Source organism: uncultured Comamonas sp. (genome assembly GCF_964277875.1).
Taxonomy (GTDB): Bacteria; Pseudomonadota; Gammaproteobacteria; order Burkholderiales; family Burkholderiaceae_C; genus Comamonas; species Comamonas sediminis.
Genome location: NZ_CAXYJV010000028.1, coordinates 1 through 25,481, shown reverse-complemented (window position 1 = coordinate 25,481; position 25,481 = coordinate 1). Strand labels below are relative to the sequence as shown.

Genomic DNA, 25,481 nt, shown 5'->3' with positions numbered 1-25,481 from the left:
GGTGCGCGGCCCGCTGCCTTACACATTGCACTTACAGCAGCTTGTCCGGGGTGATCGGAAGACTGCGGATGCGCTTGCCGGTGGCATGGTAGACGGCATTGGCGATGGCCGCCGGAATGCCGACCATGCCCAGCTCGCCCATGCCCTTGACCCCCAGCGGATTGACGATGGTGTCGTCCTCCTCGACAAACACGGTCTCGATCGCATGGATGTCCGCATTGACCGGCACATGGTAGTGCTGCAAATTGGCATTCATGAAACGCCCGGTGCGGTGATCCACCTCGGTGCCCTCTTCGAGCGCCATCCCGATGCCCCACACCACTCCCCCGATCTCCTGGCTGTGCGAGGCCAGCGGATTGAGGATCTTGCCGCAGGCGGTGATCTCGATCACGCGGGTGACCTGGACAGTCCCCAGATCGGGGTCTACCTTGACCTCGACAAACTGCGCGCCATGGGCGAGCGAGGCATATTTGTCACGCTCGGGCGATGGGGTTGATTGGTAGACCTCGGTGATCTCGTCCGTGCCGGTGCTGCGCATGAGCCCGGCAATATCCACTCCGCGCGCCGTATCGCTCTTGCGCTGCAAGCGGCCATCGAGCATCTCCACATCGTCAGCACTGGCGCCTTGCAATGGCGAGTGGGCATCGCGCTGGGCCAGCGCCAGCAGCTTGGCGGTGATGGCCAGGGCCGCGCCACGCACCGCCGAGCCGACGCTGGAGGTGGTCCAGGACCCGCCTTGCGCAGGCGCCTTCGGCTGGCGCGTGTCGCCCAGCTCAAAGCTCACCTGGTCCAGCTGCAGGCCCAGAAACTCGGCCGCAATCATCGTCATCACGGTGTAGGTGCCTGGACCAATGTCGCTGGTGGCACTCGAGACGGTCGCCGTCCCATCCGGCCGGAACGTGATCTTGGCGCTTGCAGGCATCTGCATGGCTCCCCACACGCTCGATGCCATGCCCCAGCCCACCAGCAGCTTGCCGTCGCGCATCGACCGCGGCTCAGGCTTGCGGTTTTTCCAGCCGAACTTCTCGGCCCCCAGCCGGTAGCACTCGCGCAGCGCCTTGCTGGAGAAAGGCTTGCCACTCTCGGGATCCACCTCGGCATAGTTGACCAGGCGCAGCTCCATCGGATCCATCTTCAGCGCATAGGCCAGCTCGTCCATCGCGCTCTCCAGCGCAAACATACCGCTCACTGCGCCGGGTGCACGCATCCAGGTGGGAGTGGCCAGGTCCGTGGCGGCCACCTTCAGCGGCATGTTCAGGTTCTCGCAGGCATAAACCTGCTTAAGAAATCCGGTCGTATTGTCCGAGAAGGTCTCGAACGACGAGGTGTTGTGGAAAGCCTCCTGCACCATCGCCTGCAGCTTGCCATGGGCATCTGCGCCCAGCCTGACCTTCTGGATCGTCTGCGGCCGGTAGCCGTGCGCGGTGAACATCTGCGCGCGCGTCAGCACCAGCTTGACCGGACGCTTGAGCTCGCGGGCGGCCATCGCCGTCAGCGAGGGATAGTAGTTGGGCTTGAGCGAGGAGCCAAAGGCACCGCCGACAAAGGGCGACACCACACGGATGTTCTCCGCCGGCACGCCCAGGCCTTCGGCCAGGTGCTTTTGCACGCCATAGACCTCCTGGGTCTTGTCAAAGACCGTGAGCTTGTCGCCCTCCCACAGTGCGATCGCGGCATGCGGCTCGATCGGGTTGTGGTGGTTGATGGGGATGTGGTACTCGGCGTCCACTTTGACAGCCGCGGCTTGCAGTGCTTTGTCAGGGTCACCGCGTGGGGGCGTATTGTCAGACGAGGGCTTGGCCTTGTCCAGCACCGCCTCCAACGCCGTGGTATGGGCCTCGCTCTGGTAGCTGGCCTTGACCAGACGCGCCGCGTGGCGCGCCTGCTCGTAGCTTTCCGCGACCACCAACGCTATCGGCTGGCCGTTGAAAAACACCCGGTCCGATTGCAGCGGCCAGGTCCATTGCGGCTCTGCATCGGCAGCCGGCGCTTTGCCCAGCCGCCCGGCATTGAGATGGGTGAACACGCGCACCACGCCGGCCGCCTGCTCGGCCTCGCGGGTGTCGATGTCCGTGATGCGCCCTTTGGCCACCGTGCTCAGCACGACAAAGCCATAGGCGGCATGCGGCACCTGGAATTCGGCCGTGTACTTGGCCTTGCCAGTGACCTTGGCCACCCCGTCCACGCGGGTGGTTCCTTTACCTAGATAACGTGCCATGGTGATCCTCCTTCGCCGTCAAACCCATTGGGCGGCACGCATCAGCGCCCGCACCACGGAACGTTGGCCCAGCTCCACCTTGTAGCCGTTATGGGCCAGCGGCCTGGCACCGCTCAGCGCCGCTTGGGCGGCCTTGGCAAAAACTGCCTCGTCGGCACGCTGGCCCACCAGGGCCGCCTCGGCCTCGGCACTGCGCCAGGGCTTGTGCGCAACACCGCCCAGTACCACGCGCGCCTGGCGGATGGTGCCCCCTTCCAGTTGCAGCGCTGCTGCCACGGACACCATCGCAAAGGCGTAGGAGCTGCGGTCGCGCACTTTCAGATAGTGGCAATGCCTGGCAAATTCCGCAGACGCGACGGGCAACTCGATGGCCACGATGAGGTCGCCATGCGCCAGGTTGGTATCGTGCTGCGGCGTATCGCCGGGCAAACGGTGGAGATCGGCAATCGGAACCAGGCGCTCGCACCCGTCCGTAGCCCGCACGCGCACACTGGCGTCAAGGGCATACAGCGCGTTGGCCATGTCGCCCGGGTAGGTGGCGACGCAGGCATCGCTCCAGCCGAACACCGCATGGATCTTGTTCAGCCCTTCGCGCGCACCGCAGCCGGTGCCGGGCTCGCGCTTGTTGCAGGGCGAGGCGGTGTCATAGAAATAATTGCAGCGCGTGCGCTGCAGCAAATTGCCGCCATTGGTCGCCATGTTGCGCAACTGCCCCGAGGCGCCAGCGACGATGGCCTGGGTCAGCAGCGGATAGTTCTCGCGCACCAGGGGATGGTTGGCGGTCTCGGTGTTGGTGGCCAACGCGCCCAGCGACACTCCCGCGCGGCTGCGCTGGATCTGCCGCAGCGGCAGTTGGCGGATGTCGACCAGGCGCGTGGGCCGCTCGATATCCTCCTTCATCAGATCGACAAGGTTGGAGCCGCCAGCGAGAAACTGGGCGCCTGGCACGCCACCGATGGCCGAGGCGGCGGACGCGGCATCGGCCACCCGGAGATATTCAAATGGTCGCATGGCCATCCTCCTTGCGGTCGGACGCGATCTGCGTCTGGGTGGCGTAGCCCCAGGTCTGGGCCGCTTGCCGCCCTGAATGGACATCCTGCACGGCCGCAACCATGCCCGGGTAGGCACCGCAGCGGCAGATGTTGCCACTCATGCGTTCCTTGATTTCTTCGTCCGTCAGGCGAGTGGTAGTTTTGCGCACGTCGCCCGTGACATGGCTGACATGGCCGCGCTGGGCCTCGTCGAGCATACCGATGGCCGAACAGATCTGCCCCGGGGTACAGTAGCCACACTGAAAGCCGTCGTGCTTGATAAAAGCCGCTTGCACCGGGTGCAGCTGCTCGCCCTGGGCCAGGCCCTCGATGGTGGTCACCTCGCGCCCTTCCAGCGTCGCCGCCAGGATCAGGCAGGACAGCACGCGCTGGCCGTCCACCAGTACCGTGCAGGCGCCGCACTGCCCCTGGTCGCAGCCCTTCTTGGAGCCCGTCAACGCCAGATGCTCACGCAACGCGTCCAGCAACACCACGCGCGAGTCGAGCTCAAGCGTCTGCGCTGTGCCGTTGACCTGGAAAGCCACCTTCACCACGTTCTGCGCATTGGTGGGCGCCACCGCCGCACCGTGGGGCAGCGGCATCTGCGCCAGCGCCGCCTCCTGCGCCAGCAGATCAGCGGCAAACAGGCCCACACTGCCGGCAGCCGAGTGGATCATGAAGCTGCGCCGTGCCTGGCCTACGCCCTGGAGTTGCGGCATTGCTTGGAGCAAGGCCGCCTCGTCAGCGCTCAGCCTTGCCGGAAAATCAGCATCGTCGGAATGTGTCATCGTGGGTTCCTTGGTGGCGCGCCGGAAAAAGGCGCATGCAATGGGACAGCGCTGACCAGGCCAGGGCGTTCGAGGCGACGCATGGGGCTTGGCATGCAACGGAGCAGTGGGTCGCGGAGGCCATAGCGGCGCTCTCCAGCTTTCCCGCATGTCCCCCCTGGCGCTGCGCGGTGCTGTGGCCCGGCCCGGGACCTGTTGCACCGCACGCCAGTACATCCTAGTGCCGGTAGCGGAAAACGCAGGTGGGACTGCAACCCCGTTTGTCCGAAGGGCTGGTCGTACAAACTGCGGGTGACACGAACGAGGATGGGCGAGGCGGCCGGAGCCTAAGCGCAAGCATGCCGGGATTCACACCCGGCCGCATCTGGCCGGCCCCTTCAGCGCTGGCGGCAAGACTGTGCTGGGCTAGGGCGCTGCAGGCGCCGCGCCCGCCCCCGGATGCGCATCCAGTGGACATGGCAGCACGGCGGCAGAGGGCCTGCCTGCGCTGTTGTCACCACCAACCAGGCGGTGACGGCGCAATGTATGGCGGCTGCGCCATGGTGGGATGAAAGCTGAGCGGATCGCTGATCGGGGGGATCAGGAGGCACCGGGACAGCAGCACCGAGGGTGCCATCGCTGCTGCTGTCAACGGGTTACAAACGGTCCAATTCCGCGACGGCGGTCGTAAACAGGTCCAGCGCCGCATCCCCATCAATGGTGGCCATCAGGTCGATGTCCAGCTCTTCCAGGCTGACATCGCTGTAACCCATCGACCATGTCGCATAGCGGCGCTCTTCCAGTGCGCTGCCTGCATTCAGTTGCAGAAAGTCCGTATGCCGGCGGTCCCGGACAAGATTGCGTACGAGTGCATCGATTTCGCTACCGGGCCCTTCGATGTACTGGGTGAATCGCTCACCATCGAACACCAGGATGCCGGTGATGCCGTGCAGCGCATTGAATTCCCGCGCCACCTTCACAATGGCGCCCACTTCGGTGGGATCGCAATCGGGAGCCAGCCGACTTGAATAGAGGAAGTAACCCAACAGTGTCGACATGGTGGCGCCTTTCAAGAATATTGACCCACTGTAAACCCTTATTCAATAGACCTTTGCTTTTTTGCAGCTTATTTGGTGAAGTAGCGCAATGACTGCCCACAAAATCCGGGCCGGCAGACAGCAGTCGTGCGGGGGTTCAGCAGTGCAGCAGCTACGAGACGCCCTAGGCCGCGTGCCACCGGCCTGGTTCGGCCGACGGCCACTGTCCGCCTCATGCCATCAGAACGGATTGCGCGCAGCGGCGGCCCCAGAACGGTGCCAGGATCACGCCAGGATGCGCGACCAATGCAAACAGCCCGTCGATCCCCTCCACATAGCCGCACAGCGGCCGCCCGTCGGACGTCATCGGGCGCTGGGCAGCGCCTACGGACCGCAGAGGTGGTGCCTTCGCGAGCCCCAACAGCTGTGCGACCTGGCGGCCCGTGCGGGCGGCAAGTGCGGGCAAGCCGGCTTCACCCGCGCGCGGATAGTCCGCGGCCGACACCAGTCCACCGGCCAGCGCGGGCCGAAGCTCCACCTCGTCAGCGCAGACGAGGTGACGAAGGCCATGGGCCTGCATATCCCACCGAAGCAGCACGGCCGGCGACTGGCCAATGGGAAGATCAACGCCGGCGGTCAACGCCAGTGCGCCCGCGCCAAAGCCGTTGGCAAGCACGACGGTGTCTGCCACCAGCTTCTGCCCGTCCACGATGACCGCGGCGACCCGGTTGCCGGCCACTTCAACGGCATCTGCCGTCCCGTGGCGCACGCATGCGCCCAAGTCCAGAGCGCCGGCCCGCAACTGGCATGCCAATAGCGCGGGCTCCACTGCGAAATCGTCGGGCGCCCAGGCGGCCAGAGGCGGCCGCTGTGCCAGCCTCGGCTCCTTGTCAGCGATCTGGGACCCCGGCCAAGGGCGGGCTGGAAGCGCTGACCTTGCTGCTGGCAGCGGAACTCGGCGAGCGCAACATCACGGTGAATGCCGTGCTGCCCGGCGCGACGGCAACCGACCTCAACCAGCGCGCCCGCGATCCGGAAACCGCCAAGGTCATTGCCCAGACGGTTGCATTGGGCCGCGTCGGCCAGCCCGATGACATCGCCGACATCGTCACCTTTCTGGCCAGCAACGCGGGCCGCTGGGTGACCGGCCAGAACATCGATGCCACCGGTGGCCAACGCCTCTGAAGCCGCATTTGACCGGTCCACACCAAGATCGCCAAGATTGATTTATGACTGCCCTGCTTTCCCTCCAGAACCTCACCATCGCGCTGCCGCCCGGTGCTGACCGCGCCCATGCGCTCTCCGGCGTCAACCTGGACATACATCCCGGCGAAGTGCTGTGCGTGGTCGGTGAAAGCGGGTCGGGAAAATCGCTGACGGCAGCGGCCGTGCTGGGCCTGCTGCCCGAGGGTGTGTCTGTCACCGGCGGCCGCATCGCCTGGAATGGTGAAGACCTGCGCTGCGCGAGCCCCGAGCGCCTGCGCCAGCTGCGCGGCAAGGAAGTGGGTACGATCTTCCAGGAGCCGATGACGGCGCTCAATCCGCTGCGAACCATTGGCGACCAGATTGCCGAGTTGTTCCGCACCCACACCCCACTCCGCCGCAAGGAGATCGAGACGCGCACGGTGGCGTTGCTGGAGTCGGTGCATATTCCGAACCCGGCTGCTGCCGCAAAGGCGTATCCGCACGAGCTGTCCGGCGGCCAGCGCCAGCGCGCCATGATTGCCATGGCGTTGGCATTGGAGCCCCAACTTCTGATCGCCGATGAGCCCACCACGGCGCTGGATGTGACCACGCAGGCGCAGATCCTGAAGCTGATCCATGAGCTGCAACGCCGCAAGGGCACCGCCGTGCTGTTCATTACCCACGACTTCGGCGTGGTGGCCGACATTGCCGACCGCGTGGCAGTGATCCAGAAAGGCAAGCTGGTAGAAAGCGGCCCGGCCGAGCAAGTGCTCAACTATCCACAGGACCGCTATACGCGTGCCTTGATTGCGGCCGTGCCGCCGCTGGAGCCAGCGCTGCGCGTGCGTGCCGAAGGACGGCCGGTGGCGTTGTCGGTCAGCCATTTATCCAAGACCTATGGCAAGAAGCGCTGGTTCAAGCGCAATGCGCGCATCACGCATGCGGTGAGCGACGTCTCGATCGAACTGGCCGCCGGCAGCACGCTGGGCATCGTGGGTGAAAGTGGATCGGGCAAATCCACATTGGCGCGCAATGTGCTGGGCCTGCTGATGCCCGAAGCCGGTGAGATGAAGGTGTTCGGCGAAGCGGTGGACCTGCGCACGCCCTCCGGACGCCGGCACCACGCGTCACTGGTGCAGATGGTGTTTCAGGATCCGTATGCATCGCTGAACCCGCGCCGCCGCGTGGGTGACATCGTCACCCAAGGGCCCATCGCCCACGGCAAGACGCATGATGGTGCATGGCGGCATGCGCGCGAATTGTTCGATCTGGTCGGCTTGGCGCCGGATGCGCTGGAGCGTTATCCCCATGAGTTCTCCGGCGGGCAGCGCCAGCGCGTCGGCCTGGCACGCGCACTGGCGATGGATCCCAAGATTCTGGTGGCCGATGAACCTGTCTCTGCACTCGATGTATCTGTGCAGGCACAGGTTCTGGAGCTGCTGGCACGGCTGCAGGACCAGTTGCATCTGTCCATTCTCTTTATCACCCACGATTTACGCGTTGCTGCACAGGTCTGCGACCGCATCGCAGTGATGAAGTCCGGCCAGATCGTGGAACAGGGTGAGAGCGCCCACGTCTTCGGCAAGCCGTCCCATCCCTATACGCAGGCCTTACTGGCGGCAGTGCCGGGCCGGCACTGGCATCCCGAAGCAGCCGTCCAGACGAAGATGGCCGAGGTCGCCTGAGGTCCTTGTTCCCCTGGCCGCCTGCCTGCTTGGCCGCGAAAACCATGCCCCTGCTGCGCCGCAAAAGGATTATTCATGGCGTGTGCAACGCCTGCGGCGACTGCGCCGCCAAATGGCTCAACAACGCCTTGGCTGCCGACGACAGCAAGGCCGCATCCCGGTAGCTGATCGCAAACTGCCGCTGCGCCCAGCTGTCCGCCAGTGGAATCACTCGAACATCCGTGTTGGCGGCAAAGCTCAGTGCCACTTCGCGCGGCACCACGCTGATCGCCAGGTTGGCCTGGACCACGCGCAGCGCGGCATCGAAGTTGGAGACGTGCACGCGGTGGCGCAGCGCCTTTCCTTCTTGCGCGGCAGCGCGGGTGAGCAAGATTTGCACTGCGCTCAACGCCGGCATGCTGACATGTTCGTAGTCCAGTACGTCGGAGAAGTGCACTGCTGCGCTTTGCGCCATGCGTGCGATGGGGTGGCTTTTATGGGCCGCAATGGCCAGGTGGTCGCTGCCATAGGGCTGGGTCTGCAGGCCGCTCAAATCGGCCGCGTCCCAGCAAATCCCCATGGCCGCGCGCCCTTCGCGCACGCCGCGCACCACATCCGGGCTCACGCACTCCTCCAAAGTCACACGGATACTGGCGTGCGCGGGTTGCTGCAAAAAACTCGCGACATGGTCAGCCAAGGATTCGGCCATCACCGACGCCGTGACCAGCACCCGTACCTGCCCCTGTACGCCCTTGCTATAGGCCGCCATCTCCTGCTGCATGTGGTTGGCGGCGGCCAGCATGGTGCGCGCATGTTCCAGCAAAGTCTCACCGGCCGCCGTGGGGCGCAGGCCGCGCCGTTCGCGGATGAACAAGGGCGCGCCCATCTGGTGCTCAAGCTGCGCCAGCCGCTTGCTGATGGCCGATGCCACCAGCGCCTCGGCCTGCGCCACACGGGCAATGCTGCGCTGCTCACAGACCTGCACAAACAGCCGCAGGTTCAGCAGACTCAGGTCATACATGATTTTCCTTTTTGGAACGAAACTGGTTCCGTATTCGATTATTGCTGATACTTTGGAAAATCTAAAATCAGAACCAACGACAAAAGCCTGGAGACACGATGACCGCCACCTCAACCCTTGCGACACAGCGCGCCAGCATCCGCGAAGTTGGCCTGCGCGATGGCCTGCAAAGCCTGGCCAGCATCGTCAGCACCGCCGACAAATGCGCCTGGATTGACGCCGCCTACGACGCCGGCATGCGCGAGATGGAGGTGGGATCGATGGTGCCCGCGCACCTGCTGCCCCAGCTGGCCGATACCGAAGCCGTGCTCGCCCATGCCTGCAGCAAACCGGGCTTGCTCGCCTCCGTGCTGGTGCCCAACCTCAAAGGCGCCGAGCGCGCCTTGGCAGCGGGCGCGCAGTCCATGGTCGTGCCGCTGTCGGCCAGCCACGCGCACAGCCTGGCCAACCTGCGCAAAACCCCTGACGAAGTCGTGGCGGAAGTCGCCCGCATCCGCGCAGTGCGCGACGCAGCGGGGAGCCACACCCAAATTGAGGGCGGCGTGGGCACGGCCTTTGGCTGCACCCTGCAAGGCGATGTGGCCGAAAGCGAGGTGCTGCGCCTGATGCAGGCCTTGCTGGACGCCGGCGCCGACCATGTGAGCCTGGCCGATACCGTGGGCTATGCAGACCCCGACAGTGTGCGCCGCTTGTTTGAAAAAGCCCGGCGCCTGGTGGACGGCCGGCTGCGCACCGCCCATTTTCACGACACCCGCGGCATGGGTCTGGCCAACGCCTATGCGGCCTGGCAAACCGGCATCACCCACTTTGACGCCTGCCTGGGCGGCATTGGCGGCTGCCCGCATGCACCGGGTGCCAGCGGCAATGTCACCACCGAAGACCTGGCCTATATGCTGCAGCGCATGGGCGTTGATACAGGTCTGGATGTTCCCGCCCTTTTGCAGTTGCGCCAGCGCATGCACGCCTGGCTGCCCAACGAGAAACTGCACGGCAGCCTGTGGCAAGCCGGTGTGATTGCAGCACCCCAGGCTTGTGCCGCCCTTTGCACTTGATTCTTAAACCCAATCAGCCGCTGGTGCCACACCATGCGCACTAGTAGCTATCCAAATATGAGTAACCCCTCTCCCACCCCATCGCTCCCCCTCGCCGGTATCCGCGTGGTCGAATTCACCCACATGGTCATGGGCCCCACCTGCGGCATGGTGCTGGCCGACCTGGGCGCCGAAGTCATCAAGGTTGAACCTGTCGAGGGCGACCGCACGCGCCACTTGCTGGGTGCGGGTGCCGGCTTCTTCCCCATGTTCAATCGCAACAAGAAAAGCATTGCGCTGGACCTGCGCCAGCCCCAGGGACTGGAAGCCGCCATTCGCCTGGCCAGCACGGCCGATGTGGTGGCGCAAAACTTCAAGCCCGGCGTGATGACCAAGTACGGCCTGGACTATGCCGCGCTGTCCAAGCTCAACGAGCGCCTGATCTATGTGAACCATACCGGCTTTTTGCCCGGGCCCTATGAGCACCGCACGGCGCTGGACGAGGTCGTGCAGATGATGGGGGGCCTGGCCTATATGACAGGCCGCCCCGGCGACCCGCTGCGCGCGGGCACCAGCGTGAACGACATCATGGGCGGCATGTTTGGCGCAATCGGCGCCATGGCAGCGCTGATGCAGCGCGCACAAACCGGCAAGGGGCAAGAGATTGACTCGGCGCTGTTCGAGAACAACGTCTTTCTCGTCGGCCAGCACATGATGCAGTACGCCGTGACGGGCGAGGCGGCCGATCCCATGCCCAACCGCATCTCGGCCTGGTCGGTGTACGACGTGTTCACCGTCCAGGACGGCGAGCAGATCTTTTTGGCGGCCGTGAGCGATGCCCAGTGGCGCACCATGTGCCAGGCCTTTGGCTGGGCCGATCTGCTGGCCAACCCGCACTACACCACCAACAACGAACGCGTACGCGCGCGCCCGGCCCTGCTCGCCGATCTGCGCGCGCGCCTGGCCCGCATGGATGTCGAACAGGTCGCCAAAATCTTTGAAGACAACGCCCTGCCCTACGCCCCCATCAGCAAGCCAGAACAACTGCTGGATGACCCGCACCTGCTGGCCACCGGCGGCTTGGCCGAGGTAACGCTGACCGACGGCGAACGCGCCGGCCAAACCGCACAGACCACCTTGCTGCCGCTGCGCATGGCGGGCGAGCGCCTGGCCGTACGCCAAAACCCGCCGCGCCTGGGCGAGCACACCGCCGAGTTGCTGGCCAGCCTGGGTTACGACGCCGCGCAGATCAGCGCCATGCAGGCTACCCAGGCAGCGGCATAACGCTACCAATATAAGAGCAAACCATCCTTTACAGACAGGCGCAAAGCCGCAATCAGGAGACAAACATGCACCCCACCCGCCCATTCAACCGCCGCACCGCACTGGCGATGGCCCTGGCCAGCCTCGCCGGCCTCACCAGTGGCGCGTTGCCCGCGCTGGCGCAAACCAAGGCTGCAGGGCACGACAAAGCGCTGCGCGTCATCTTGCCGCTATCGGCGGGCTCGGGGGCCGATGGCGCCATCCGCGCCATCAGCACGCCCATCAGCAAAGCCCTGGGCCAGCCCCTGGTGATTGAGAACCTGCCCGGCGCAGGCGGCATCACCGGCACGGCGCAGATTGTGCGGGCGCCCAAAGATGGGGACACCATCGGCATCGTCAGCAACAACCATGTCGTCAACCCCAGCCTGTACAAAAACATTCCTTTTGATTCGATCAAGGACATCGCGCCCATCACCATCATCGGCACCACGCCCTTTGTGCTGGTCGCCAACCCCAAGGTGCCCGCACGTACCGTGCAGGAGCTGATTGCCCACGCCAAAGCCCATCCCGGCACGCTCAATTACGGCTCATCGGGCAATGGCACCATCCTCCATTTGGGCGCCGCCATGTTTGTCGAGCAGGCCCAGATCGATGTGCCCCACATCCCCTACAAAGGCATGGGCCAGCTGATGAATGACTTGCTCAGCGGCCAGGTGCAGCTGGGCGTGGTGGCGGTTGCACCCGCCATGGCCCACATCAAGGCCGGGAACCTGCGCGCCATCGGCATCACCAGCGCCAAACGCAGCGCCAGCCTGCCCGATGTGCCGACCATTGCCGAACAAGGCCTGCCGCAGTACGAGCTGGATGGCTGGATCGCCGCCATTGCCCCAGCGGGTGTACCCAAGGCCGAAATGGACCGCCTCTACCAAGGCTTTGTGCAAGGCATTGCCTCCCCAGAAGCCCGCGAAGCGCTCATCGCCCAAGGCTACGAGATCCAGCTCACCCCGCCGGAAGTGGCAGCCCGTTTTATGGCGAGCGAAAAGCAGCGCATGCAGGCGGCGGTGAAAGCCGCGCAAGTCAAAATGGATTGAGCCCGCAGATGGGTCAAGCTCCTCCAATGAACTCCGACACCGGACGCTGAATGGCGGGAGCTGCGGCATCGCAACCGGGCAGCACGGCTGAGCACGCATGCCGCCACTTCCCCGCTCTGCGACAGCGTCATTCCCGCCGAGTGTGTTAGCACGCTACACTGGCCCACTGCCCTGCAAGCGGACGATGTATGGGTGGGCGACTTGTTCCCTGGCGGCCTCGGGGCGGTTGCCATGCGGGGACCGTTTCTTGGGCAGGTAGCTCCCCGGCAATCCTGCCGAGCCTTCTAGTACTTATGAACGACAATCTCAGCCAGGCACTGGCAGACCAGTTGCAGAGCTCGACGAAAAACGTCGATGTGTTCCTGGCGCTGGAAGCGCTGTCTCATGCAGACCCCGCAGTGGCCTTCGAGGCCACCACGACCTTCCTACGGTCCGCGCCGGAAAATCGGCTGCCGCTGGCCCGAAGTGCGCTGCACGCATTGGCGGATCGTGCGCCCGCGCTTTTGCTCAAAGCCACGCTGGACGAAGACGCCAAGGTGGCGGACGCGGCCAAGCAGGCCTTGTTGGCCCGCCCCTCGAATGATGCGTTGCCCCTGTACCTGCGCATGGCCAAATCCAAGAGCGTTGACGAAGCCTGCTCGGGTTGCATGTTCCTGGGCCGTATCTCCTCGCCGCAGGCGCGTGCGCCCTTGTTCAAGGCCTTGGGCCACCGCAGCGCGGCGGTGCGCGCGTATGCCGCGACATCCATCCACAGCCATGCCGACGAGCACTGGATTGCCGAGCTGCTGGAGGCCATCCGCACGCTACGGCGCGAAGAGGCCGACAAAAAGAAGGACTTCGACGAGGTGATCAACACGCTGTGCAGCACGGTGGTCCAGAAATCCACGCGCTCCAACCTCGAACTGCTGATCGAAGGACTCGGCGACGCGGACGCGAGAGTCCGCCGGACCTGCATCAGCGCACTAGGGCGCCTGGGCGACGCGGCAGCGGTGGCCCCCTTGATCGAGACGTTGGAACACCCGCGCCGGGGGATGCCGCTGCAGCTGCGGATGGAACTGGTCAAGGTGCTTGGCGAGTTGGGCGACGCGCGTGCGATCGCGCCGCTGCTGCGTGCCGGGGTGGCGGTTGCCGGCCCGGCGCTGGGCCTGCTGAAGGCGCAAGAAGCCGTGCCCGAACTGATGGCCCTGCTGGAGCAGGCCAGGACACCGCGCGATGCCAGCGAATGGGCCGAAGTTTTGGCGCAGTTGGAAGGGCCCGGCGAGCAGCAGTGGCCCCGCGCCGGGTTGCAGTCGGCGTCGTTGCAGGTGCGCCGTGCCGCTGCGCTGCAACTGGCGCGCACGGCGCCCGAGGACGCGGCAGAGCATCTGCGCGCCCTGCTGCCCCAGCTCTCCAGCGGCGACGCCGTGCGCGTGGCCGAGGCGCTGGCCTCCATGGGCTGTGGGGAGGGTTTCGAAGGCTTCGGGCGGGCGTTGGAAGACGATCCCCATCACTGGAACGCCAGCGCCGTCGCATACGCCTGCAAGAATCTTCGCGGGCCCCAGGTGCAGGCCCTGCTCTTGGGCCTGCTGCCCGGCATCCGCAACGAGTATGTCCATAACGTCTGCGCAGCGCTGGCTGCGCAAGGTGCTGAGGTGTTGCCTGCGCTGATCGGCGCAGCCCAGGAGGCCGGCGACGGCTTGCGGTACCGCTACAGTGCGGCGCTTGCCGAGTTCCGCGACCCGCAAGGCGCCAGCTTGTTGGCACCGCTCATGGTCCGCCGCAACCCCTTGCGGGACGCGGCCACGCTGTCGCTGTCGGCCACGCCCAGCGCCGAGACCCATGCAGCGCTGGCTGCTGCATTGCCGCTGGCGGCGTCGCCTGCCGATGCACGGCTGATCACCGAAGCGCTGGCGCAAGCAGCCACCCGCGAAGCGATCCCCGATCTGATACGGGCGCTGCAAACCGATACCGCCACCGAGGCGGTATTGGAGGCCTTGGGCCGCCTGGGCGATCGAGCGGCTGTGCCTGCACTGGTCGACCAACTCAGCAGCCCCCATACGCGCCGCCGCCAGGGTGCAGCGATGGCGCTGGGCCAGATCGCAGACCCTGCAGCAGGGGCGCCGCTGGTCAAGCTGCTGCTGACAGAGCTTGATCTGGCGGTGGCGCAGGCTGCATTGCATGCCTGGCTGGCCAGTGGAGCGGTAGACGGTGGCGCGCTCGACGGGCAGGATGTGCCGGGCGCGCGCGCATTCCTGTTGGCCCATGCCCGGCAGCGGTGCAAGCAACGCTAGCACGCAGGTCCGGCGGTGGCGGCGCAGTGCCTTTGTCAGCGGATCGCCGGATGGGGTGAGCGGGGCTGGCAGGCACCTCCTGCCCCCATTGCGGCGCACCCGGTACATCCCGATCCCGCAGGCATTCTCTCGATCTGCAGTGCCGATGCGGATGGAGGCATACACAGTCCGCCCGCTGGAGACGCGCAGGCTGGAGCAGTGCAGAACGTGACGCCGTTCATGGTGATTTCTGCACCCCATCTGCATTCAGCAATGCAGGGATCTCCGCCACCAGCGCATCGATGGCCACGCGGAGCTTGCAACGCAATTGCCGCGTCTGGGGCCAGATAGCATGGATCTCATAGGAACGGACCCGGTATGCGGGCAGGATGTGTACCAGCTCACCACGTTGGACATAGCTGCTCAGCAGCCAGCAAGGTACCCAGGCAATGCCATAGCCGGCGACGGCAGCAGCAGCCAGGGCCTGGATATCGTCCATGCTGATTTGAGAGCGCAGTTGCGGGCGATGGCTTGCTGGCGCGCTGCCCCCGGTGGCTGGCAGGGCATTCCACGGCGCAAGCACACCCGATCTCGAATAACCCAGGACGGTGTGGCCATCGAGCGCCTCCAGATTCCGGGGTGTTCCATGGCGGGCCAAATAGGCCGGAGACGCACCGATGCTGATGTGCTGCGTGCCCAGCAGGCGCGCAGACAACGTGCCACTGTCATGCAGCGGGCCTATGCGTATGGCCAGATCAAAGCCCTCTTCGATCAGATCGACGGCCCGGTCACTGAAAGACAGATCCATGCTCAATTGCGGATACAACCGCGTCAGATTCAGCAGGATGGGTGTCACGCACAACTGACCGAAGCCTTCGGGCACACTCACCCGCAGGCGGCCGCTGGGCTGCATTCGTCCGCTGTCCAGATCCGACTCGGCCGCCTCCAGCTCCTTCAGGGCGCGAATACAGCGCTCGTAATAGATCTGCCCTTCCTCGGTGAGGGTCTGCCTGCGCGTGTTGCGCTGCAAAAGCCGTGTTCCCAGGCGCGCCTCCAGCTTGGCCACGGCCTTGCCGACCGCCGAACGCGTCACACCCATACGCGCAGCAGCCGAGGTGAAGCCACCGGCGTCCACCACATGCACAAATGTGGATACACCGTCGAGAGGGTCCTGTACTGCCATCTTTATTGGTTCCCAAAAGGCGTCATAAACGGGAATTTATTGCGCTAATCCGGGAATTATATTCCCGCAAACTCGCATGGAGTGTTCTGCACCAGAACGCCGCTTTCCTGTTTTTGGAGGGTTTAACCATGTCCTTGAGAGATACCCATGGGTCAACCACAGGCCGCCTGCCTCTGACCATGGCCCGCCGCAATCGCCTCGCGCTGCTTTCTGTCTGTCTGGCGGCGCTGATGTTCAGCCTCGAGATCTCCAGCGTGCCGGTGATCTTGCCAACGCTGGAGTCCTTGCTCCACAGCGGCTTCAAGGACATTCAGTGGATCATGAATGCCTACACCATTGCATGCGTCTCGGTGCTCATGGCGACCGGATCGTTGGCCGATCGTTTTGGCCGCAAGAGGGTCTTTCTGATCTCTACCGTGCTGTTCGCAGTCGCATCGCTGTTGTGCGGCATGGCATGGAACACGCCGCTATTGATTGCCAGCCGCGCCTTCCAGGGAGCCAGCGGCGGCGCCATGCTGATCTGCCTGGTGTCCGTCCTCTCTCACCAGTTTCCCCAAGGCGCCGAGCGCAGCCGCGCATTCAGCATCTGGGGCATCATTTTGGGTATCGGTCTGGGTTTTGGCCCGCTGATAGGCGGCCTTATCGTCGCCCTGGCGGACTGGCGCTGGGTGTTCTGGGTACATGTATTCCTGGCTGCATTCACACTGATTCCGGCCGCGATGGCCGTGCAGGAATCCCATGATCCGGACGCCGGCACGCTGGATATCGCGGGCATTGTGACGCTGTCTCTCGCGGTGTTCGGTCTGGCTTTCTTTGTGACGCAGGGCGCATACACCGGTTTTACCAGCGTGCCCGCGCTGGCCGCCATCACCGTTGGCCTGCTGAGTTTTGCTGCGTTTGTGTGGGTGGAGTTGCATGCCCCGCATCCGATGTTCGACTTCTCCGTCTTTCGGGTGCGCCATTTCTCGGGTGCACTGATGGGCTCCATGGGCATGAACTTCAGCTTTTGGGCATTTATCATCTACCTGCCGATTTATTTTCAAAGCGCACTGGGCCAGGATGTCGCGGCTGCCAGTGTTTCCCTGCTGGCCTACACGCTTCCAACGCTGGTGTTTCCAGTGGTTGGCGAGCGCATCGCGATGCGCTATGGCCCGCATATTGCGATTCCGCTGGGGTTGTTTGTCATCGGCCTGGGTTTCGTGCTGATGCTGATAGGCAGCCAGCTTGTCCATCTCCACTGGCTGTACGTGCTGCCAGGCTGCCTGATGGCTGGTGCCGGGCTGGGGCTTACCAACACCCCGGTCACCAACACCACCACGGGCTCGGTCGCCCACAACCGCGCCGGCATGGCCTCCGGCATTGACATGAGTGCGCGCATGATCACGCTGTCGATCAACATCTCGTTGATGGGCTTTTTGCTGGTCCATGGCGTGCAGCAGCACCTGCAGGCTGCATTGCCTGGCGCTGTGGATGCCGAGTCACTGCGCAAGATGGCCAATGGGGTTGCGTCCGGGAACTTGCACGCGCTGCAGGCGAGCGCCGACGCCGGCACGTCCACGCCGTCTCTGACCGGCATTGCCCGCGAGGCACTGGCCCATGGCTTCAGCGGCTTGATGCTGTATGCAGCGATTGCGGTATGGCTGCTGGCGCTGGGAAGCGTTGTGATATTTTTCGGCGGCAAGCCCAGGCGGTGACCGCCCCATCACCCAAGGCATCGATGAGGGACGTACAAATGCCGGGGCGCGTCCGCCCAAGCCGCTTGCCGGTATCGCGCAAGCTACCGCCGGCTATTCAGGGAGCACCCGGCAGCGCATACACTGGCTCCTGGTTTTCAGGGCGCTCACGGGCGCCTTGCTGCTTCGCGAGTCCGCACCACCCGTCTGGGCGGGCATGCTGCTGATCCTCAGCAGCTTCGCCTTGGCAAGCCTGCGTATGCCGCCATTGTCAGCACGCCAAATCCCCGCCAACGAACCGCGCCCATCGGGCCCAAGATCTGCCATGCCACTCCACATTGAAACCCCTCTTGTCCGATCGCAACCGCTCAGCCTGCTGAGCGCCAAAGACGTCTGGCTGAAGTTGGACGCGTTGCAACCCTCGGGCTCTTTCAAGCTTCGCGGTGTAGGTGCCCTTTGCGAAGCCCATGTGCGCCAGGGCAAGAAGCGATTCATCTCCTCGTCCGGCGGCAATGCCGGAATTGCGGTCGCCTATTGCGGTCGTCAGCTTGGCATCCCGGTGACGGTCTACGTGCCGGAAACCACGACCGCACGCGCCAAGCAACTGATTGAACAGGAAGGTGCCGCAGTTGTCGTGCATGGCGCCTCCTGGCAGGAAGCCAATGCGCTCGCGCTGGCGCAACTCGATGACGACACCGCATTCGTGCATCCGTTCGACAACGAGACCATGTGGCAAGGCCACGCGACAATGGTCGATGAGGCGGTGCGCGCCGGGGTCGAGTTCGACTGCGTTGTGCTGTCCGTGGGCGGCGGCGGCTTGCTCTCCGGTGTCGTGGCAGGCCTGGACCGCAATGGGCTGAGCAAGATGCCCGTGGTAGCGATCGAGACGGCAGGTGCTGATTCGCTGTCGCAGTCTGTCCAGCATGGTGCCCGCATCGAGCTGCCTGCCATCACCAGCATCGCCACGTCGCTCGGCGCAAAGCAGGTGTGCGAGAACGCTTTCAACCTGACCCGCACGCATGACATTCGCACGCACGTCGTCACTGACCTGGAAGCACTCGACGCCTGCGAACGCTTCCTTTTCGACCATCGCGTTCTCGTGGAGCCAGCATGTGGCGCTTCGCTCGCCCCGCTCTACAGTGCCCAGCCTCCCGCTCTCGACGGGTTGAAAGCGCCGTTGGTCATCGTTTGTGGTGGCGCTACGGCGACTGTCGAACAGTTGCGCGTATGGCGGCAGCAGCTGGGTGCTGCCGCCTGACAGAGACCGCAGCGGCGGCGCCATCCACCCGCGCACTGGTGGAGGTCGCGGGCTCCCGCATCGCCAGAGATGCGCAGAGGCTGTTGGGCGCACGGGCCGCCAGCTGCTGTGCAGCCTTACTCTTTTGGTGCCGCGCTGCGCTATCCGGTCACTGCCCGGTGAACTCTCCTGCTGCATCTGCCGTTGAAGGCAAATCGCAACACCCACACCTTGCGGGCGCCATCGCCCCTCAGCAAAAGCCCCGGGACAGCGTCTAGCGCAGGCGCCCCCCGCCTTCAGCACCGGTGCTTGCACAGCCTCCATGTCGTTGCGAGCCTTGGCATGCTGCCTTTCCAAAAGCCTGTAAGCCATGGCGCAGGGCATGCATACGATGGGGTCGCTGGGCCAATCCTGGATGCATCTGGCTGCCGAGAGGTCGATAGCGGGATTTCTACCCCCGCGATCAGGGAAAAAGCCCGCATTGGCGGATGGAGGAATGGAATGCCCCGAAAACCAAAAACCCCTGAGTGCGAACACTCAGGGGTTTGGTACTTGGCGGAAACGGAGGGATTCGAACCCTCGATGAGGCTCTACACCCCATACTCCCTTAGCAGGGGAGCACCTTCGGCCACTCGGTCACGTTTCCAATACAGCTATTCTAACCTGAAAAATCAGGCCGATTTGGAAACTTCTGCAGAATCCAGACCAAAAGCGGTGTGCAGCGCGCGAACGGCCAGTTCCAGGTACTTCTCATCGATCACGACCGAGGTCTTGATTTCGGAGGTGGAAATCATCTGGATGTTGATGCCCTCTTCGGCCAGCGCGCGGAACATCGTCGATGCGACGCCCACGTGGCTGCGCATGCCGATGCCGACGATGCTCACCTTGCAGATGTTGGGGTTGCCGATGACTTCGTCAGCGCCGAGCTTGGGCACCACTTCGTCGCGCAGCAGCTCAACGGTGCGGTTGAAGTCGCCCTGGTTCACGGTGAAGCTGAAGTCGGTCTTGCCGTCCTTGCCGATGTTTTGCAGGATCACGTCCACATCGATGTTGGCGTCTGCCACCGGACCCAGGATCTGGTAGGCGATGCCGGGGGTGTCAGGCACGCCACGGACAGAGATTTTGGCTTCGCTGCGGTTGAAAGCGATACCGGATACGACGGCCTTTTCCATCTTTTCGTCTTCCTCAAATGTGATCAGAGTGCCCGATTTGGCCTCTTCATCCAATGCAATATCCCAGGGCGTGAAGCTCGACAGCACACGCATTGGCACTTTGTACTTGCCGGCAAATTCCACCGAGCGGATCTGCAGCACCTTGGAGCCCAGGCTCGCCATCTCCAGCATTTCCTCGAAGCTCACGGTCTTGAGGCGCTGTGCGGCCGACACCACACGCGGGTCGGTGGTGTAGACACCATCAACGTCGGTATAGATCAGGCACTCGGCGGCCTTGAGGGCGGCAGCCACGGCGACGGCCGAGGTGTCCGAGCCGCCACGGCCCAGGGTCGTGATGTTGCCGTTCGGGTCAATGCCCTGGAAACCGGTGACGATCACTACGCGGCCGGCGTCCAGATCGGCCCGCACGCGCTGGTCATCGATCGATTCAATACGCGCCTTGGTGTAGCTGTCGTCGGTGCGCACCGGCACCTGCCAGCCGGTGTAGCTGACCGAAGGAACGCCCTCGGCCTGCAGCGCAATGGCCAGCAGGGCCGACGAAGCCTGCTCGCCAGTGGCGGCCAGCATGTCCAGCTCACGGTAATAGGACTTGTCTGCGCGGCTGGGTGCCAGCTCACTGGCCAGACCCAACAGACGGTTGGTTTCGCCACTCATGGCGCTGGGCACCACCACCATCTGGTGGCCAGCCCTTGCCCACTTGGCGACGCGTTTGGCGACATTGCGGATGCGCTCGGAAGAGCCCATCGACGTGCCGCCGTACTTATGAACGATCAGTGCCATTGAATATCACGATGACGAAACACGAAGCTCGGCGTTGATGCAAAGTGTTTTGGCACGCCGTCGGAATCGTACATTAGTCAGACCAAAACTGGCGGATTGTACCAATCGATGACATCTCTGTGGCGCTGTATATACCCATGGCCCACTTTTATATGGATTTGGTGGCCCCGCGTGGTGCAGCGCCGCAGCTGCAGCAGCAGTTGCGCCAACTGCGCGGCACTGGGCGTTTGGCCATGGGCTGTGCGCAACCAGTAGCGCAAGACATTGGCCATGCGGGCCTCGGTCAGCGCCTGCAGCGCGCGAATGCGCGGTGGCGAGCCCGTGGCCTGCAGGTCGATCTGCGCCAGGTCATCGAGCAACTGGGCCGCCTGCGCCGCATGGGCGCTGCTGCGCGCCACCGTCTGCGCGATCTGTGGAAAGGCCTGCGCCAGAGCGGGCATGACCTGCAGGCGGATGCGGTTGCGTGTGTAGCGCGTGTCGGAGTTGCTGGGGTCTTCCACCCAGGCAATGCCCAGCGCCGCCAGATCAGCGCGGATCTGCGCACTGCCCAGCGCCAGATAGGGCCGCGCCCACTGCAGGCCTGCGCGCTGCCACTGCGGGCGCATGCCTGCCAGCCCGGCCACCCCGGCGCCGCGCGACAGTGCCAGCACCACGGTCTCGACCTGGTCATCGGCATGCTGGGCCAGCGCAATGGTCTGGATGGCGCCCTGCCCTGCATCAGCGGCAGCCAGCACGGCCTCGGTCAGCGCCCGGTAGCGCGCAATGCGTGCCGCATCCTCCGGGCTTTGGCCAGGTTGCGCATGCGCGTTCACCGCCGCCACCTGCAAAGGCACTGCCCAGGCAGTGCATTGGGCACGGCAATGGGCCTCAAACACAGCCGCCGCCGCCTGCAGCCCGTGGTTGATGTGGATGGCATGCACCTGGCCGGGAAAGCGCTGCAGGCAGGCCCAGAGCAACGCCGTGGAATCCGCCCCGCCGCTGTAGGCTACCGCCAATGGCAGCGCGGGCTGCCAGCCGTTCAGCGCAGCAACAATGGCGGGCTCAGCCATGGCGCACACTCCACAGCAAAAAGCCTCCGCAACGGGAGGCTTGGCAGCAGCAGCGGCGCAGCATCAGCAGCGGCCGGCAGCGGGCATCAATGTTCTGCCTTGGTGTCCGAGAAACGGCCATAGCTTTGCAGGCGCTCATAGCGGCGGTCCAGCAGCTCGGCGGGCTTAAGGTCAGCCAGCTGGCGGAAGGCATCGCTCAGGCCGCGCTTGAGCAGTGCCGCCATTTGCTTGTGGTCACGGTGGGCACCACCCACAGGCTCGTGGATGATCTTGTCGATCAGACCCAAGGCCTTGAGGCGGTGCGCGGTGATGCCCATCGCATCGGCCGCTTCCTGGGCCTTGTCGCTGGTCTTCCACAGGATGGAGGCGCAGCCTTCGGGGCTGATCGTCGAGTACACCGAGTACTGCAGCATCAGCACCTGGTCGGCCACCGAGATACCCAGCGCGCCGCCGGAGCCGCCTTCACCGATGATGGTGGAGATGATCGGCACTTCCAGCTGCGCCATTTCATAGATGTTGCGGCCAATGGCTTCAGACTGGCCGCGCTCTTCGGCATCAATGCCGGGGTAGGCGCCGGGCGTGTCGACAAAGGTGAACACCGGCAGCTTGAACTTCTCGGCGGTCTTCATCAGGCGCAGCGCCTTGCGGTAGCCTTCGGGCTTGCTCATGCCGAAGTTGCGCAGGGTGCGCTCCTTGGTGTCGCGGCCTTTTTGGTGGCCCACCACCATGCAGGGGTTGCCATTGAAGCGTGCCAGGCCGCCCACGATGGACAGGTCGTCGGCAAAGTGGCGGTCACCATGCATTTCAACGAAATCGGTGAAGATCTCGTTCACATAGTCCAGGGTGTAGGGACGCTCGGGATGGCGTGCGATCTTGGTGATCTGCCAGGGAGAGAGCTCGCTGTAGATGTCCTTGGTCAGCTGCTGGCTTTTCTTGCTGAGCTGATCGATCTCTTCAGAGATATCGACTGCGCTTTCGCTTTGCACATAGCGCAGTTCATCAATTTTGGTTTCCAGCTCCGCAATCGGTTGCTCGAAATCCAGGAATGTTCTTTTCGCCAAAATGATTCTCCTCGAGAAAAGCCGCAGGCAGCCTTCTCATAACGACCGACAGTGTAACCGCATGCGGCCAAACCAGATCAATCTGCATCCTGCCCCAGTGGCATGGCATTCTGGGATCGCCAGATCAGCCAGGCCGCCACACTGGCCCAGGGTTGCCAGGCCTGGGCCACCTCGCGCGCATCGCTGCGGCTGACGGCCTCGCCCGAAAAATAATGGTCGCTGATGCCCTGCAGCAGCGCTGCGTCGTCGATGGCCAGCACATTGGGCCGCCCCAGATGGAACAGCAGAAACATCTCCGCGCCCCAGCGTGCGATGCCGCGCTGCGCCAGCAGCTGCTCGATGACGGCATCATCGTCGACATGCACCCAGGACAGCGCATCCTTGGGCTCCTGCACAAACCACTGGGCGAGATCGCGCAGATAGCCCAGCTTGCGCTGCGGCAGGCGGATGGCCTTGGCGGCCTCGTCCGTCAGCGCCAGCATGGCCTTGGGCGTGGCTGCGCCCAGCGCTGCCACCAGCCGCTTCCACAGTTGGCGCGCCGAATTGTCCGAGAGTTGCTGCCAGACCACCGAGCGCATCAGCAGCGCAAAGCCGTCCGCCTCGCGGCGCAGCATCTCACCGGCATACAGCGGCGCGAGCCGGCGCATCACCCGGTCCTTGCGGGCCAGGTGTTTGCAGGCGGCAGCCCAGTCTTCCGCTGACAGCGGTTTGTTGCTGATACCAGGCATAGGGCTAGACGGACCGCGTCAACGCCAGGGACAAAGTCAGACTACCCACAGCGCGCATCAGGCCCCTGCCTGCACGACCGTCCAGGTCGTGCCTTGGGCGGAGTCCTTGAGCTCCACCCCTTGGGCCAGCAGCTCGGCGCGGATGCGGTCGGATTCCGCATAGTTCTTGGCCGCCTTGGCTGCAGCTCGCAGTGCAATCTGCGCCTCCACATAAGCGGCATCCACGCTAGCACCCGCTTGCAGGTAGGCGGCAGGGTCGGCCTGCAGCAAACCCAAGGTAGCTGCCAGTGCCTTGAGCAGGCCTGCCACCGCAGGCGATTTGCTGCGGTTGACTTCGGCAGCCAGCTCAAACAGCACCGCCACCGCCTCTGGCGTGCCAAAGTCCTCGTCCATCGCCGCCTTGAAGCGCGCTGCGCTTGGGTGGCTCCAGTCGATGGCGACCGGCTCTGCCGCTACCAGGCTCAGCGCGGTGTAGAGGCGCTTCAAGGCATTGCGGGCATCGTCCAGGTGCACATCGCTGTAATTGAGCGGGCTGCGGTAGTGGGTGCGCACCACAAAGAAGCGGATGGTTTCTGCGTCATAGCGCTTGAGCACATCGCGGATCGTGAAGAAATTGCCCAGGGACTTGGACATCTTCTCGTTGTCGACGTTGATGAAGCCGTTGTGCATCCACATCCTGGCCAGCGGCTGGCCGTGTGCGCCTTCGCTCTGCGCAATTTCGTTTTCGTGGTGGGGGAACTGCAGGTCAGCGCCGCCGCCATGGATGTCGAAAGTCTCGCCCAACAGCGCGCAGCTCATCGCCGAGCACTCGATGTGCCAGCCCGGCCGGCCCGTGCCATAGCTGCTTTGCCATTTGGCCTCGTCCGGCTCGGTGGGTTTGGCGCTCTTCCACAGCACAAAATCCAACGGGTCATCCTTGCCGTCCTGCACGGCCACGCGCTCGCCGGCATTGAGCTCATCGAGCGACTTGCCCGACAGCTTGCCGTAGCCCGGGAACTTGCGCACGGCGTAGTTCACATCGCCGCCCTCGGTGCGGTAGGCCAGGCCTTTTTCCTCCAGCTGCGAGATGATGGACAGCATCTGCGGCACGTACTCGGTCGCACGGGGCTCATGGGTGGGGCGCTCGATGCCCAGTGCATCGGCGTCCTGGTGCAGGGCCTCGATCATGCGGTCGGTCAGGCTGCGGATGGTCTCGCCATTCTCCACAGCGCGGCGGATGATCTTGTCCTCGATGTCGGTGACATTGCGCACATAGGTCACCTTGAGGCCGCTGACACGCAACCAGCGCTGCACCACATCGAACGCCAGCATCGAGCGCGCATGTCCCAGATGACAGAGGTCATAGACCGTCATGCCGCATACATACATGCGGACATGGCCCTGCTCGATCGGAACAAATGACTCCAGCGCACGCGAAAGCGTGTTGTAGATGCGCAAACTCATGAAAAATTAGCGTGGTTGTGGTTGAGAGGGAAGGACGCCTGGCGCCCCACTCCGGTCCGCACCCACCCTCTGCAAAGAGACTGGTGTGCGGGTTGTGCAGAGCCTGCTTGGGGCAGAGCCGCCCGGCAGGAACCGCCGAACCATGTATGGTAGCTGATGCCGACGCCATGCCCTGCAAACCATGGCCGCCCGCCGTTCCGGGGCGCCAGCCCCCTCAGCTACAATGCGCTGCAGTATAAGCCTGCAGGCCACTTGCACGCGCCCAGCGTGCCCGAACCCTATGAAGTTAGTCAGTTGCCTTTTCTCCCCCCTGATGCCTCGTGCTGCCTTGCTGGCGCTCGCACTGAGCTGCGGTGCCGCCTATGCGGACGATTACGCAGCCGTGGAAAAGCTGATCCAGTCCGGCCAGACCGCATTGGCCCTGGAGCAACTGGAGCCCAAGATCCAGCAAGCGCCGCGTGACCCGCAATGGCGCTTTTTGCAAGGCGTGGCCCAGATGAATGCCGGCCAGCGCGATGAAGCCACGGCCACCTTCGAAAAGCTGGTGCAGGAATACCCCGAGCTGCCCGAGCCCTACAACAACCTGGCCGTGCTCTAC

The 25,481-nt window shown here is 64.3% G+C and carries 20 protein-coding genes, 1 tRNA gene and 1 pseudogene; 9 read left to right on the top strand and 13 right to left on the bottom strand.

Annotation, left to right across the window (positions count from 1 at the left end):
• Positions 1-31: 31 nt before the first annotated feature.
• From ACHWUQ_RS10690 to ACHWUQ_RS10670, 5 genes are all read right to left on the bottom strand, one after another.
• Positions 32-2,218 carry a xanthine dehydrogenase family protein molybdopterin-binding subunit gene (locus ACHWUQ_RS10690; protein WP_394681100.1) on the bottom strand — a complete coding sequence of 729 codons (2,187 nt, stop codon included), beginning with the start codon at positions 2,216-2,218 and terminating at the stop codon, positions 32-34.
• Between the two features lie 18 nt (positions 2,219-2,236).
• Entirely contained in the window at positions 2,237-3,229 is a 993-nt protein-coding gene (locus tag ACHWUQ_RS10685) for an FAD binding domain-containing protein (protein ID WP_394681099.1), read from the bottom strand.
• Positions 3,216-4,037: a 2Fe-2S iron-sulfur cluster-binding protein gene (locus ACHWUQ_RS10680; protein ID WP_394681098.1), complete on the bottom strand. Its 822-nt coding sequence runs from the start codon at positions 4,035-4,037 to the stop codon at positions 3,216-3,218. The genes ACHWUQ_RS10685 and ACHWUQ_RS10680 overlap by 14 nt, the downstream gene beginning before the upstream one ends.
• 635 nt (positions 4,038-4,672) lie before the next feature.
• Positions 4,673-5,074 (bottom strand): BLUF domain-containing protein, encoded by a 402-nt coding sequence (locus tag ACHWUQ_RS10675; protein ID WP_312463188.1) that lies wholly within the window; start codon positions 5,072-5,074, stop codon positions 4,673-4,675.
• 211 nt (positions 5,075-5,285) lie between these two features.
• The gene (locus tag ACHWUQ_RS10670; RefSeq protein WP_394681123.1) at positions 5,286-5,930 is read right to left on the bottom strand and encodes an NAD(P)/FAD-dependent oxidoreductase; all 645 of its coding nucleotides are present in this window, start codon (positions 5,928-5,930) and stop codon (positions 5,286-5,288) included.
• Positions 5,931-5,959: 29 nt separating this feature from the next.
• Here ACHWUQ_RS10670 and ACHWUQ_RS10665 point away from each other — a divergent pair.
• Positions 5,960-6,238, top strand: a pseudogene (locus ACHWUQ_RS10665) (SDR family oxidoreductase); the annotation flags it as partial.
• Between the two features lie 44 nt (positions 6,239-6,282).
• A complete protein-coding gene (locus tag ACHWUQ_RS10660; RefSeq protein WP_394681097.1) occupies positions 6,283-7,923 on the top strand; it encodes an ABC transporter ATP-binding protein in 1,641 nt (546 codons plus the stop codon).
• 73 nt (positions 7,924-7,996) lie between these two features.
• Here ACHWUQ_RS10660 and ACHWUQ_RS10655 read toward each other — a convergent pair whose 3' ends face one another.
• On the bottom strand, positions 7,997-8,923 hold the full coding sequence (locus ACHWUQ_RS10655; RefSeq protein ID WP_312415548.1) for a LysR family transcriptional regulator: 927 nt from the start codon (positions 8,921-8,923) through the stop codon (positions 7,997-7,999).
• A 98-nt stretch (positions 8,924-9,021) separates the two neighbouring features.
• Between ACHWUQ_RS10655 and ACHWUQ_RS10650 the strand changes: the two genes are divergently transcribed.
• The 4 genes from ACHWUQ_RS10650 (at position 9,022) to ACHWUQ_RS10635 (ending at position 14,578) form a co-directional block, all read left to right on the top strand.
• Positions 9,022-9,975, top strand: coding sequence for a hydroxymethylglutaryl-CoA lyase (locus tag ACHWUQ_RS10650; RefSeq protein ID WP_312415543.1), 954 nt, complete (start codon positions 9,022-9,024; stop codon positions 9,973-9,975).
• A 57-nt stretch (positions 9,976-10,032) separates the two neighbouring features.
• Positions 10,033-11,238, top strand: coding sequence for a CaiB/BaiF CoA-transferase family protein (locus ACHWUQ_RS10645; RefSeq protein WP_312835893.1), 1,206 nt, complete (start codon positions 10,033-10,035; stop codon positions 11,236-11,238).
• A 65-nt stretch (positions 11,239-11,303) separates the two neighbouring features.
• Positions 11,304-12,308, top strand: a complete 1,005-nt coding sequence (locus tag ACHWUQ_RS10640; protein WP_394681096.1) for a Bug family tripartite tricarboxylate transporter substrate binding protein — start codon at positions 11,304-11,306, stop codon at positions 12,306-12,308.
• Positions 12,309-12,601: 293 nt separating this feature from the next.
• On the top strand, positions 12,602-14,578 hold the full coding sequence (locus ACHWUQ_RS10635; RefSeq protein ID WP_394681095.1) for a HEAT repeat domain-containing protein: 1,977 nt from the start codon (positions 12,602-12,604) through the stop codon (positions 14,576-14,578).
• Positions 14,579-14,795: 217 nt separating this feature from the next.
• On the opposite strand, the gene ACHWUQ_RS10630 is transcribed toward ACHWUQ_RS10635, so the two are convergent.
• Positions 14,796-15,740 carry a LysR family transcriptional regulator gene (locus ACHWUQ_RS10630; RefSeq protein WP_394681094.1) on the bottom strand — a complete coding sequence of 315 codons (945 nt, stop codon included), beginning with the start codon at positions 15,738-15,740 and terminating at the stop codon, positions 14,796-14,798.
• A 128-nt stretch (positions 15,741-15,868) separates the two neighbouring features.
• On the opposite strand from ACHWUQ_RS10630, the gene ACHWUQ_RS10625 reads away from it, so the two are divergent.
• Both ACHWUQ_RS10625 and ACHWUQ_RS10620 read left to right on the top strand, forming a co-directional pair.
• Complete coding sequence (locus ACHWUQ_RS10625) at positions 15,869-17,434, top strand: MFS transporter (RefSeq protein ID WP_394681122.1); 1,566 nt, start codon at positions 15,869-15,871, stop codon at positions 17,432-17,434.
• A gap of 304 nt (positions 17,435-17,738) precedes the next feature.
• A complete protein-coding gene (locus ACHWUQ_RS10620) occupies positions 17,739-18,671 on the top strand; it encodes a pyridoxal-phosphate dependent enzyme (RefSeq protein WP_394681093.1) in 933 nt (310 codons plus the stop codon).
• A 532-nt stretch (positions 18,672-19,203) separates the two neighbouring features.
• Here ACHWUQ_RS10620 and ACHWUQ_RS10615 read toward each other — a convergent pair.
• The 6 genes from ACHWUQ_RS10615 to cysS form a co-directional block, all read right to left on the bottom strand.
• Positions 19,204-19,296, bottom strand: a tRNA-Ser gene (locus ACHWUQ_RS10615).
• A gap of 25 nt (positions 19,297-19,321) precedes the next feature.
• On the bottom strand, positions 19,322-20,602 hold the full coding sequence (locus ACHWUQ_RS10610; protein WP_239808701.1) for an aspartate kinase: 1,281 nt from the start codon (positions 20,600-20,602) through the stop codon (positions 19,322-19,324).
• Between the two features lie 77 nt (positions 20,603-20,679).
• A complete protein-coding gene (gene tilS, locus ACHWUQ_RS10605; protein ID WP_394681092.1) occupies positions 20,680-21,651 on the bottom strand; it encodes a tRNA lysidine(34) synthetase TilS in 972 nt (323 codons plus the stop codon).
• Positions 21,652-21,737: 86 nt separating this feature from the next.
• Positions 21,738-22,712, bottom strand: coding sequence for an acetyl-CoA carboxylase carboxyltransferase subunit alpha (locus ACHWUQ_RS10600; RefSeq protein WP_116925082.1), 975 nt, complete (start codon positions 22,710-22,712; stop codon positions 21,738-21,740).
• 77 nt (positions 22,713-22,789) lie between these two features.
• Positions 22,790-23,440 (bottom strand): DNA-3-methyladenine glycosylase 2 family protein, encoded by a 651-nt coding sequence (locus ACHWUQ_RS10595; RefSeq protein ID WP_312463300.1) that lies wholly within the window; start codon positions 23,438-23,440, stop codon positions 22,790-22,792.
• Between the two features lie 57 nt (positions 23,441-23,497).
• Positions 23,498-24,883, bottom strand: coding sequence for a cysteine--tRNA ligase (gene cysS / locus ACHWUQ_RS10590; protein ID WP_312463301.1), 1,386 nt, complete (start codon positions 24,881-24,883; stop codon positions 23,498-23,500).
• Positions 24,884-25,196: 313 nt separating this feature from the next.
• Here cysS and ACHWUQ_RS10585 point away from each other — a divergent pair.
• A partial coding sequence (locus ACHWUQ_RS10585; RefSeq protein WP_394681091.1) for a tetratricopeptide repeat protein occupies positions 25,197-25,481 on the top strand: 285 nt, incomplete at its 3' end.

What these genes read in the sequence shown, in the direction of transcription:
- ACHWUQ_RS10690 (WP_394681100.1), bottom strand. Translation starts at nt 2,218, where the DNA reads ATGGCACGTTATCTAGGTAAAGGAACCACCCGCGTGGACGGGGTGGCC.
- ACHWUQ_RS10620 (WP_394681093.1), top strand. Translation starts at nt 17,739, where the DNA reads ATGCCACTCCACATTGAAACCCCTCTTGTCCGATCGCAACCGCTCAGC.
- cysS (WP_312463301.1), bottom strand. Translation starts at nt 24,883, where the DNA reads ATGAGTTTGCGCATCTACAACACGCTTTCGCGTGCGCTGGAGTCATTT.
- tilS (WP_394681092.1), bottom strand. Translation starts at nt 21,651, where the DNA reads ATGGCTGAGCCCGCCATTGTTGCTGCGCTGAACGGCTGGCAGCCCGCG.
- ACHWUQ_RS10635 (WP_394681095.1), top strand. Translation starts at nt 12,602, where the DNA reads ATGAACGACAATCTCAGCCAGGCACTGGCAGACCAGTTGCAGAGCTCG.
- ACHWUQ_RS10650 (WP_312415543.1), top strand. Translation starts at nt 9,022, where the DNA reads ATGACCGCCACCTCAACCCTTGCGACACAGCGCGCCAGCATCCGCGAA.
- ACHWUQ_RS10595 (WP_312463300.1), bottom strand. Translation starts at nt 23,440, where the DNA reads ATGCCTGGTATCAGCAACAAACCGCTGTCAGCGGAAGACTGGGCTGCC.
- ACHWUQ_RS10630 (WP_394681094.1), bottom strand. Translation starts at nt 15,740, where the DNA reads ATGGCAGTACAGGACCCTCTCGACGGTGTATCCACATTTGTGCATGTG.
- ACHWUQ_RS10655 (WP_312415548.1), bottom strand. Translation starts at nt 8,923, where the DNA reads ATGTATGACCTGAGTCTGCTGAACCTGCGGCTGTTTGTGCAGGTCTGT.
- ACHWUQ_RS10660 (WP_394681097.1), top strand. Translation starts at nt 6,283, where the DNA reads ATGACTGCCCTGCTTTCCCTCCAGAACCTCACCATCGCGCTGCCGCCC.
- ACHWUQ_RS10640 (WP_394681096.1), top strand. Translation starts at nt 11,304, where the DNA reads ATGCACCCCACCCGCCCATTCAACCGCCGCACCGCACTGGCGATGGCC.
- ACHWUQ_RS10685 (WP_394681099.1), bottom strand. Translation starts at nt 3,229, where the DNA reads ATGCGACCATTTGAATATCTCCGGGTGGCCGATGCCGCGTCCGCCGCC.
- ACHWUQ_RS10645 (WP_312835893.1), top strand. Translation starts at nt 10,033, where the DNA reads ATGAGTAACCCCTCTCCCACCCCATCGCTCCCCCTCGCCGGTATCCGC.
- ACHWUQ_RS10675 (WP_312463188.1), bottom strand. Translation starts at nt 5,074, where the DNA reads ATGTCGACACTGTTGGGTTACTTCCTCTATTCAAGTCGGCTGGCTCCC.
- ACHWUQ_RS10680 (WP_394681098.1), bottom strand. Translation starts at nt 4,037, where the DNA reads ATGACACATTCCGACGATGCTGATTTTCCGGCAAGGCTGAGCGCTGAC.
- ACHWUQ_RS10610 (WP_239808701.1), bottom strand. Translation starts at nt 20,602, where the DNA reads ATGGCACTGATCGTTCATAAGTACGGCGGCACGTCGATGGGCTCTTCC.
- ACHWUQ_RS10625 (WP_394681122.1), top strand. Translation starts at nt 15,869, where the DNA reads ATGTCCTTGAGAGATACCCATGGGTCAACCACAGGCCGCCTGCCTCTG.